The organism is Leptothrix toolikensis (SeqCode) (assembly GCF_057922285.1).
Genome location: NZ_JBYSVC010000080.1, coordinates 1 through 10,976, shown reverse-complemented (window position 1 = coordinate 10,976; position 10,976 = coordinate 1). Strand labels below are relative to the sequence as shown.

Annotated in this window: 7 protein-coding genes; 2 read left to right on the top strand and 5 right to left on the bottom strand. The window is 60.9% G+C overall.

Annotated elements, in window-relative coordinates; all coding sequences use genetic code 11:
- Positions 1-1,184 (top strand): M66 family metalloprotease (locus tag AC3VI7_RS10610; protein WP_489671511.1); only part of this gene is annotated, 1,184 nt, incomplete at its 5' end.
- The gene (locus tag AC3VI7_RS10605; protein ID WP_489669665.1) at positions 1,181-1,489 is read left to right on the top strand and encodes a protease inhibitor I42 family protein; all 309 of its coding nucleotides are present in this window, start codon (positions 1,181-1,183) and stop codon (positions 1,487-1,489) included. The genes AC3VI7_RS10610 and AC3VI7_RS10605, both read left to right, overlap by 4 nt.
- 2 nt (positions 1,490-1,491) lie before the next feature.
- On the opposite strand, the gene AC3VI7_RS10600 is transcribed toward AC3VI7_RS10605, so the two are convergent.
- From AC3VI7_RS10600 to AC3VI7_RS10580, 5 genes are all read right to left on the bottom strand, one after another.
- A complete protein-coding gene (locus tag AC3VI7_RS10600) occupies positions 1,492-4,095 on the bottom strand; it encodes a sensor domain-containing diguanylate cyclase (protein ID WP_489669666.1) in 2,604 nt (867 codons plus the stop codon).
- Between the two features lie 45 nt (positions 4,096-4,140).
- Complete coding sequence (locus tag AC3VI7_RS10595; protein ID WP_489669667.1) at positions 4,141-4,620, bottom strand: YcxB family protein; 480 nt, start codon at positions 4,618-4,620, stop codon at positions 4,141-4,143.
- A gap of 100 nt (positions 4,621-4,720) precedes the next feature.
- Positions 4,721-9,463 (bottom strand): hypothetical protein, encoded by a 4,743-nt coding sequence (locus AC3VI7_RS10590; protein WP_489671510.1) that lies wholly within the window; start codon positions 9,461-9,463, stop codon positions 4,721-4,723.
- Positions 9,464-10,090: 627 nt separating this feature from the next.
- Positions 10,091-10,657, bottom strand: a complete 567-nt coding sequence (gene ahpC / locus AC3VI7_RS10585) for an alkyl hydroperoxide reductase subunit C (RefSeq protein ID WP_489669669.1) — start codon at positions 10,655-10,657, stop codon at positions 10,091-10,093.
- 125 nt (positions 10,658-10,782) lie between these two features.
- Positions 10,783-10,976 (bottom strand): tRNA-guanine transglycosylase (locus tag AC3VI7_RS10580; RefSeq protein WP_489671509.1); only part of this gene is annotated, 194 nt, incomplete at its 5' end.

The following is a 10,976-nucleotide window of genomic DNA, read 5'->3' as shown; positions in this document are numbered from 1 at the left end:
CCTCGGTTTGGTTTGGCGGTTTGGGGGCCCATTCGGGGGGCGGTGGTGGCTTGGGCGGCGGTCAGCAAGCCAGCGGCAGCGACTATCAGCTGGTCTTCAACCACGAAGTCGGCCACGCGCTGAGCCTGCCGCACCTTGGAGATGTGACGGCGGCGCATCAAACCTCAGCGACCGGATTGCTTGACCCCTATATCGGTGAAACGGGCAATGCCGCCAGTGTTGGGGGCTATGTGGGCGGCGGCTTCGGCAAAACCACCGCCTATGACGCGCTCGACAACACGCTGATGCCTTGGGGCTGCCATGGCACCTTGGTCGAGGCCCAAGACCCGATGCAGCGCGGCTGCAACAACGTGGCCAGTGGGCGCTTGTTTGACCATTTCTCCGACTTTGCCACCGTGCAGATGCAGCGCTACTGGCGTGGCTCAGCCAGCGCCTACGCCGGCAGCGTGCCGTACTGGAGCAGTTTGATCCCCGGCAGCAGTGCGGCCGCACCGCAAGCCACCGTCTTCAACTTGCCGCTGCAAGGCGGCACGGTCCAAGCGGACTGGCGCAGCGTTGCCCCCAACGCAGCCCCCAATGCATCGCCCACTTTGACCCGCTACAACCTGGCGACGCGCAGCCAAGAGATCGTGCTGCGTCCACCCGGTGACGATGGCTTCGTCAAGCCGCTGCCCACGGCACCGGCGGGCAGCAGCTATGACAGCTACTACGACTTCCGCTTCCCGCAGCAATACAACGTGCCGGTCATCACCGTGGTCGGGGCCTTCAATGGGCCTGACGATGCGCTGTCAGCGGTCTTGGGCGTCTTCAAAACCCAAGGGCATCTGATGCGGCTTTGGGACCCGACCGATCCGGTGACCTTCAACCTGATCAAGCAAAGCATTTCAGGCGACAGCTTTTGGTGGGGTTGGAACTTGCACCTGCGGGTGGAGTACGCCGACGGCAGTTTTCGCCATGTGGCGCTGCACAACGACGTGAGCGCCACGGCTTTCAGCCACTGGGCGATCAATGTGCCCGATGACGGGCGGGTGATTCGCCGCATCAGTTTGCTGCACCGTCCCTTGTGCGTGCGCAACGGGGCCGCCACCGACCGCAGCTGCGACATCAGCGTCGCCGCCAACGGCATCACGGCGGCCAATGTCTACCAAGCCGCACGCACAGCGGCAGCGTGGGTGCCGCAATGACGCCACCCCATCAACTCGCCGTGGGCGAAACGTGGGTGGTGCGCCTGCCCGCCAACCCCAGCACCGGCTACCACTGGACGCTGCTGCCCATCGACCCCCCCATCGTGCAACAACTCGGCCCAGCGGAGTTCCAACCCACCGCACCCCACGTTTCACGTCGTGTGGGGGCCGGTGGCACCGAGCTGTTCCACCTCCAAGCCAACCTCCCCGGTGACGTCACCCTGCACTGGGTCTACCGCCGTCCCTGGGAGGCCCAGGGGGAGTCGGCTGATCGGTGCTCTATGTGGGTTCGGGTGGCACCTTAAGCTCAAACCGGCGCTGTACCCTCAAACAGCGTCCAGCCATTGCGACCGGAGCGTTTGACGCTGTACATGGCACGGTCGGCTTGGGCCATGACTTCGCGGGCATCTTGGGCGTGATCCGGGTTGGGGAGGGTGATGCCCATGCTCATCGTGACGGTGAGCCGGTGTTCTCCAAGCTGAACGGGTTCGACAAAGATGTGCAAGATTTTGTCGGCCACCCGGGTGGCGTTTTCGGGCTGGTTGAGTTCGGTCAACAAGATGACGAATTCGTCGCCGCCGATGCGTGCCACGGTATCGCAGGCGCGGATGCAGCTGCGCAGGCGCTCGGCCACTTGGCGCAGCAACTCGTCGCCGGTTTCATGGCCCCATTGGTCGTTGACTTGCTTGAAGTGATTCAAGTCGATGAAGATCAGCCCCAAAGCCCGATGGAAACGTTGGGCACGCAAGAGGCTTTGTGTCAGCCGCTCCATGAGCATGCGGCGGTTGGGTAAGCCGGTCAGCGGGTCGGCATAGGCCAAGGATTGCGCCAACTGCTCGGCGTGTTTGAGCTCGGTGATGTCACGATCATTGGCGCGCAGGCCCAAGGGCCGACCATCGCGGGAGCGTACCGGGCGGATGCCGCGTGCAATCCAGCGCAGCTCGCCGCTCTTGCAGCGGATGCGAAAGCTCAGGTCGCAGGGCGCGTCGTCGGGTCCGAGACGGCAGGCTGCGGCAACGCGCTCGCGGTCTTCTTCGAGCACGATCCGGTCCAGCAGTTCTGGGTCGGCCTTGTACTCAGCGGGGGCGTAGCCACTGACGCGCTCGCAAGCTGGGCTGATATAGATCAGCTGACCCTCCGGTCCCAGCCAAGTCTCCATGTCGTAGGTGTAGTCGGCCAAGGTACGAAAGCGCTCTTCGCTTTCTTGCAAGGCGAGCTGAGAGGTCATCCGCTCGGTCACATCGACAAAAGCCATGATGGCGATGTCGCTGCCCGGGAAAAGCGGGGCGATGTTGACATCGAACCAACCGATGCTGCCGTTGCGGCGTTGCAGTCGCAGCGTGTCGCGGTGGCAGCCACCGTTCTGGATGGCCGGATAGGCCTTGAGGCCGAAGTGGGCGAAGTCAGCTTCTTCGGCATAAAACGCTCGGGCGGGCATCCCCACCAAGGCCTCTGTGGCGTAGCCAAACATGCGGGCGAAAGCTTGATTGCCCCAGAGAATATGGCGTTGGTGCAGTTTGGCAATGCCGATGAGTTGACCATCAAGAATGGCTTTTTGCTCTTGCATCAGCCGCTTGATTTCCTCTTCATTACGGATCCGCTGGGTGATGTCGAAGATGATTGCCACCAAGAGGACACGGTCTTCGACCTCAATCGGGGTGGCATGCACATCGACCGTGCGGATCTCGCCGCTGCTGAGGCGATGCGGAAAAATAAAATGGGTGCATTCACCGCTTTGTGAGCGCTTGAGGGCGGCACCCACGTCTTCGGGTGGCAGGCAATTGATGTCCCGGATCGACATGCGGCACAGCTCGGTGTGACTCCAGCCGTAGAAACGCGTCGCGGCGGCGTTAGCGTCGAAGATGCTGCCGGTTTGGGGCTCAATCTGAAGAATCACGGCGTGGTGTTGATCGACCAAGCGGCGAAACCGCAGCTCGCTGGCGCGCAATTTTTCTTCAGAACGGTCGCGCGCGCGCGAGGCGCGATTCATCAGGAACAGGGCCGTGATCAGGATGAACAGGAAGACCACACCCAAGGCCATGGAGGCTCTGCCTAGGCGGTTGTCCTCGGCGATGTAGTCGTTTTCAGCGAGACCGACGGCAACGTAAATGGGCGTGTGACCGATGGCCCGGTAGCCATACATGCGTCTCACCCCATCCAAGGGAGAGGCCACGTCCAGAATGCCTTCTCGATCACCTTGTCGAATGGCTGGAGAAATGGCGAGGTCTGTGCTGGGGCTGTTATCTGCGACCACCGCGCCGGGATAGCTCACCACCAGTGCGCCGTTGTTGACGCGGCGCAGCGTCACGATGCTATCTGGGCCGAGCTGAAGGCCCTTCAGTTCCTCATGCAGGCTACCCACATCAATGGTTACCGTGGCGACGCCAAGGAAACGCTTTTGCTCATCCCGCACGGCATGGACGATGTCGAAGAACACGTGGCCCGAGGCGGGATGGGCCCGTGTATCCGAATAGAGCAGGGTGTCTTCGGGGTGTTCTTTAAGCTGATGAAAGTGCGCCTGATCCGCAATGCTGTCCTCGGCTTCTGTGGCCACGGAGGCATACAGGCTGCGCCCCTCGGCGTCAAAGTAGCGCAGCATTGAGTGATGCGCCAAGGCGTTGATGTGGGTTTGCAGCCAAGCGGCCACTTGCGGGCGGTACCTCTGGACCTGCGACCGCTGCATGGCTTGGGGCGGCACATGGTGGGCCATGAGGCTGACCACCTGTTCGGCGGCACTGAATTGCAAGCGCAAGTGGGTCTCCAGCACAAGGCTGAGATCCTCAACGCGTCCAATAGCGGCTGATCGGGCGTGCAGCCGAGAAGCTTGCAAATTCAGGGCCAGCAGCGCCAGAAAGGGCAGACTGATCACCAGCAGGACGATCAGGTAGCGGTGTCTGTGGCCAATCGTCATCCGGCGATCCTAGCGAAGAAACCTTCGGCAAAGCCTCGCCAGGCTTCACTTTTTCAAGTTTATGTGTGACTTGAAAACGTCGATGTCGTGCTGGCTCTCAAAACAGTGCTTCGGGAAAAGATTGAAGTGATCGTTGCTTTGGGGGTAGACCAAAATCACCGAAGGGCTTTCCTTGAATTGCTTCACATCACGCCAAGCGATGTGATGTGTTTCATCCTCAGCGTGGATGGTGATGTGCTCGTTGTCCCAACGAAAGTGCTGCTGACGCCGCAGCGTTGCGTCTTGCTTGTAAAGCTGCCGGGCCTGTTGAGGAATCAGGACAAAAAACTGGAGCAGCACCCAGCTCACCAAGCCGATGATCGTGCCGAGAAACACGGTGTTGGTGAGCTGATCGGTTTGGGCGTAGTACACCAGCACCAAGATGAATACGCCGGAAACCAGCATGCGGGTGGTCGGGCCGGGCACGGCGTGCAGGCGCTGCGCGTCGATCAGATCTTGTTCGGTGTAGTGGAGCGTGCGGTTCATGTCGGCAGAAACGGATGAAGCGGGGACGGGGCGCGACCATAGCAGAACTGGAAAAACAAACAGCACCCGAGGGTGCTGTTTGACATGCGAAGAGAACCGTTTATTTGATCGTGATCGCTTTGATCACCGCCGTGGCCGTGGCCCATGTACCGTCGCCCGCTTGACTGGCTGTGACCGTGCATTTTCCGACCGCTGTAGCGCTCAAAACACCATTGGTGATCAAGCAACCCGTGGATACGGGGGCGCTCACGACGCTGTAAGTCACCCCTAAACCTGAAGAGGCTGTGGCCCCCAGTGTCAAGGTGGCGGGTCGCGTGAGCGTTGTAGCCAGGGTTGCAGGGAAGGTGATGGTTTGGGCCTTTTTGCTGATCGTCACCGACTTGGTCGCGGTCACGGTGTTCCACAGGGTGTTGCCGGCTTGCGTTCCCGTGACCGTGCAGGTGCCCATAGCTATCGGGGTGATGCTGCTGCCAGCCACCGAACAGATCGTCGGGGTCGAAGTCGCGGTCAGCGTGACGGGCAGGCCTGAGGACGCGGTGACTGTGCCTGTGCTGCCCAATGTGACCGCTGTCGGGGTCGTCAACGTCTGATTGACCTTGATCATGGTGATGGCCGTCGACGCATTGCTCCAAGCCGACGCGGTATTGGGTGAGGGCAGGGCAGCGACTGCCATGGCGTTGGCCGCCATGCGGTAGCTGACCGACCCACCGCTGGTGGCTGTTACGGTGATGGTCTTGTTCGTCCCCGTGGTGGCCGAGGTGGTGGAGGCCACGCTGCCCACATCCGTCCAAGCGCCGCCTGCCACCGATTGCTGCACGCTCCACGACTTCTCGATCTTGGAGTTGTCGGTGAACGTCAGCTTGATCGAAGCGGTGCCTGCGGTTTGGGCCACAGCGGTCAGTGCTGGAGCAGTCGGCAGGGCCACGTTGGCCACAGCCGAAGTGGCCGAGCCCGCCGCACCCACAGCGGTGATCCGGTAGCTGCGCAGGGTATCGGCCGGCAGGGGTCTTGGATCGAGGTTGTTTGTCAAGTTGGCCGGGAGGGTGACCAAGGGTGCCCAAGTGGTGCCATTGCCGCTTTCAACGATCTGCTGGTACTCGGTGTTGGCGTTATCGGTCCAAGCCAGTTGCATGCCACCGGCCAGGGCGGTGTTGGCGGTCAATCCCGTGGGGGCGCTCGGAACCGCCTCGCTCACTTGGAACACCAGCGGACGCATGAAGTCGTTTTCTTCGTGGCCCAAGATGTGGCAGTGCCAGACATATTCCCAACCAAAGTTGGTCATGGTGTTGACCACTTGGGTTGGCAGGCCGGTGTTGACATCGACCTGCGTGAAGCCAAACGGTGAGCCCAGCGGTTGGCTCGGATCCATCGGTCGCACGCTCAGCGGCAACCCAAAGCCCGGCATGGTCGGGTGCTTGGGCTTCAAGGCCACGATGATGTCCTCCAGCGGATTCATCTTGACGGTTTCTTTCCAGCCCACTTCGCTGGGGTCGGGTGCGGTGATGAAGCCATCCCAGCCCACGCGGTTGATCACCTGCACGTTCATGAGGTGGAAATGCACCGGGTGGGTATCAACACCGTTGTGGGTGATCTTCCAGATCTGGGTTTCGAAGTCGTTGATGATTTCGGTGGCCGGATCAATGTAGAGCAGCGGGATGGTGGTTTGCGTCAGGGCGCTGGTGAAGGGCAACTCGATGCCGAGCGTGGCGTTCAAGCGGCCAAAGGTCGGCTCGAACAACTCTTGAATGGCCTTGGTTTTGACCAAATAGCTGCCTTGGCCGGTTGACAATGCGGTGGCTTTGGCTTTTGTGGTCGGGGTTCCGCCGATGAAATCAATTGTTGGGATCGCGGTGTAGCCACTGCCCGGATGCACCAAGGTCACATCAAAGACCTTGCCGGTGGCGGAGCCTGTGGCGGTGACGCCGCCCGTGGGTGCCGCTGTCAGCGTGATGGTCACGCCGGTGAAGTCGGTGTAGCCCCCACCTCCCGCTGCTGCCGGGTTGGTCGGGTCAGGCGAGGTCAGGATAAAGCGTTCAACACTGCCGCTGGAGGTGGCCAAGGCCTTGGTGCCGACCGCAGGCGGGGCGATGGTGATCGTGGGCGCGGTCCAGTAGCCTGTGCCGCCGCCGTTGGGCTGAGTGAAGGTGATGCCTGTCACCACGCCCTTGGTGCTGACCACCGCTGTACCTGTTGCGGTGATGCCGCCCACTTCTTGGGGCTTGGAGAAAGTCACCACCGGGGGTGTTGCTGCCGAGTAGCCCGAGCCGCCATTGGTGATCTTGATCCCAGAGACCTTGAGCGTGGTCCGGGCCGTTGCCCCAGTCCCCCCGCCCGTGATGGTGGAGATCTTGACGGCTGGAGTGATCAGATAGCCGCTACCGGCGTTGGTGATCGCAATCTGATCCATCTTGAGCGAGGCGTTGGCTGTGGCTGCCACATTACCCGGCTGATTAGAGAGGCCACCGTTGAAGACAACCTTGGGTGCGGTGATGTAGCCTGCACCAGGGACGTCCACCTTGATCTGGTCGAATACACCGGGGTTGCCGAGCGTAAAGACGAACTGGGGTTGCTTGAGCGAGCCCGTGAAGATGGAAGCGAAGGCTTGGGTGTCGTTCCAGCTCGTACCAAACGCTTGGTTGTAGGCCGACTGCGCCACCACCGGCCGCTCTTGGCTGGCGGCGTAGGCCTTGGGGATCTCTGCGTTGAGGGTGGTCGGGTTGTAGGGTGCTGCTGCCGTTGTTCCGCTGGGCAAGGGGCGGACACGAATCTGCATCAGCGTGCGGGTGTTCGGGCCGTAGCCGGGCAAGGTGTCTTCTGCACCGCCACTCGCGCTCTGATCACCCACGCCGGTGAAATAAGCGTTGCGGGGGTCGGCGGCCGGCACTGGGGCGTGCATGTCGTTGTAGGCGATCAGCGTCTGACCGGCGTACTGACTGAAGTCCACCACCACGTCAGCGCGCTCGGCGTTGCCCAGATACAGGCCCGTGGTGTTGATGTTCAGCACCGTGACGCGACCCACGTCATAGAGCGGGTTGGTCGGCAAGGGCTCAATCGGGAAGACCTTGGCAAGGAAGCCACCTTCATTGCCGATCATGTACATCGTGGGACCAGCGGTGGCTGGGTCGGGCACCCCACCGGGGCGTCCATCGGTGGGCCAATTGGTAGGGGTGCAGCCGCCCTGCACTTGATCGGAGCGAGTTTTATCCGCCGGGCAAGGGTTGGTGGCTGGTTGAGCTGGGACCATCCGCACATCGGTGGGGAAGAGCGTCGGGTTGACGGGGCTGGCCATCGGGGCACCGCTCGCATCGACCCACGTCCGGTTACCTGTGGCGGCGTCCACCGGGCTGCCGACGTTGCCTGCGGTATCGATCACCGCACCGCTTGGGTCGGCTTGGAACAAGTTGAAGGTGAAGAAGCGGTCGTTGGCACCGTTCAAGATACGCAGGCGATACGGTTTCGGTTCGACCTCCACAAACGGGTAAGCCACGCCGTTGACGACCGGGGTGTCGCACCACGATTCGGGCGTGGTGGTTTCGTCGCCATACGCGCCGGTGGGCAGCACATAGAGCGCTGGGAACACGGGCCAGAACCATGGGCCGTAGTGCCAGCGACCGACCGGGTTCCAGCTGTTGAGCTGACCGGGGTCTTGAACGGTTTCGTAAACGTGGGGGAACCAGAAACTGCCGTAGTCGCCCCAAGCGGTGGTGCTCCAACGGGCATCTTGCAGGGCGACGTCCTTGGGCACAAAGCACTTGTCTTGCAAGACCAAGGGCAGGGTGTCGGTGAGGGCCGGAATCACGCCGCTGCTGATCAGGCGCTGCTCTTCGGTGTCGGTCAGCAAGTAGGGTGCGGCCATGCCTGCGTAGGCATTGAGCCGGGTGATGCCGACTGCGTGGTCGTGGTACCACATCATGCGGGCGCTTTGCCCATTGGTGTAGTAGAGCGTCATGGCCCCCGGACCCGGGTCGTACATGTCGGGCACGTTGGTGGCGCTGGCACCGCGCAGAAACTCGGGCAACACGGCGGGATTCATGATCTCAGCGGCCAACGAGTTGCCGCTAAAGGTGGGTGCGGTGTGCAGCGGATCTTCCTCGCCGAGCGGCGTGAACCACTGATGCGCGGTGCCGTCGCTGATCCAAGGCGTATCGCCGCCGTGCAAGTGGATGGAGACGCGGTTCTGGCTGTACATCGTCATGCCGTCTGCGCCGACACCGGCCCCGGCCAGCGATTTATCCACGGGCAGGAACAAGTCGCCGTTGCGCTGTGTCACTTGGCCGGTGGCATCCAACATCGCCCGGCCCACGGGCAGCAGGTTCCAAAACTTGACGCGTAGGGGGGTGCCCCGGGTGGCCATGATCGCTGGGCCGAGGTAATGCGGATCATTCACCGCCCAAGCATCCTTTTTGAGGCGTTGACCGGCGGTGTCCAACTTTGGGGAACCGTCCAAGTTGGCGTCCCAGATCCGGATACGGCTGCCGTCCGGGTAGTAGAGCGGCTTAAAGGCTTGAGCCAGCGTGTTGCCCGCAGCGATCGCGTCGGCTTCCATCTTCGGGCTGGCGATCTGCACGTAGCCGCGCAGCACAGTGCCCCCAGTAGCGAGCCCCGTGGGGCCGGTGGTCGAGATCACGGCGGGCAGATCGGAGTGCATTTGCTCGCGGTATTCAACGACGGCCATTTCGAGGTAGTCGTCTGTGTTGGCTAAGCCTGTGGACGGGCTGATCCACTTGCCCGGGGTGGCCACCGGAATCTGCTTTTGCGCCGTCGAATTGCTCGCCAGCGTGGCAATTGGATCGACAAACTTGCGCAACGCCTTGCCGGTACCGGGGTATCCGGTCGGGAACATGGCCGGGGATGTCGCCTCAACGGGGACGGGGCCTTGGCGCGCGCCGGAGGGGCTGTGTGCGAAGTAGGTTTGAACCCGGATCGGGTTGTTTAGCGCGTCTGCAGAATCGACAAAACCGATCCCTGCGTGAGCTTGGGTTGCTGCGATCAGCCCCTGCACCGCGATGGCGGCGGCTACGCGGGTGAATGGGTTTTTGCTCGCCGAAGCGATTGATTGGCTAGCCATAAGATTTGCCCTCCGTTGACGTTGTCTAAGCTGTTAGACAGACTGCAACAGGGTCAAGAAGGCTGTAAATAAAGAATAATTGATTTAAAACAAACCATAAAAATGGCAAAACTGTGGTATTTGACACGGCAAAAGCTGCTACAAATCGTAGCAATGTCAAGGCAAGCTACGGGCCGGGCGGCTCCGTGTTGCGCATCACGCAAGGTGTTTTTCTGCGGGTAAGCGTTGCATTTATGCGTCATAAAGCCATGCTGAATGGATGGCTTATGACGTGCATTTTCTCGACTGAATCTCGACTAAACCCGATATGTTTGCGGGTTGGGCGATTTGCTCAGGCGAAAATGCTTAACTTCTGATGAAGAAATATCGATATTAAATATTTCTTCATCTTTGGGCTTGGGGTCAGATCTTACCAACCAACTCCAGCGATGGGGTCAGGGTGTCAGCACCCGGAGTCCACTTGGCGGGGCAAACTTCACCGGGGTTTTCGGCGACGTACTGCGCGGCTTGCACCTTGCGCAGCAGCTCCTTGGCGTCGCGGCCGATGCCCAGATCGTGGACTTCGATGATCTTGATTTCGCCAGCGGGGTTCACCACGAAGGTGCCGCGCAGCGCTAGACCTTCTTCTTCGATCATGACTTCGAAGTTACGGGTGATCTTGCCGGTAGCGTCGCCCAGCATGACGTACTTGATCTTTTGGATGGTTTCCGAAGCATCGGCCCAAGCCTTGTGGACGAAGTGGGTGTCGGTGGACACCGAGTACACCTCGACGCCGATCTTTTGGAATTCAGGGTACAGATCGGCCATGTCGCCGAGTTCGGTCGGGCACACGAAGGTGAAGTCGGCCGGGTAGAAGAAGAACACCGACCACTTGCCCGCCAGATCGGCGTCCGAAACATCGACGAACTGACCGTTGTGATAGGCCGTGGTCTTGAAGGGCTTGACTTTGGTGTTGATCAGGGAAGACATGGATGACTCCTAGGGGTTGAGGGATGAGGGGTGAGGGAACCGTGAGAACGATGGCGCGATCTTAGAGGGTGGGGCGATATAGTCAAAATTGAATATATTTCTGAATCAATAGCCCAAAACTATTGTCAGACCCCCCGTGCCCGGTCCGCCTTGAACTGCGTCTTGAACGTGGCGAACTGCCCCCCATCGAGCGCGTTGCGGACTTCTTGCATCAAGTTCAGGTAGTAGTGCAAGTTGTGAATGCTGGTGAGCATCGGCCCCAGCATTTCGCCGCAGCGGTCCAAATGGTGCAGATAAGCGCGTGAGAAGTTCTGGCAGG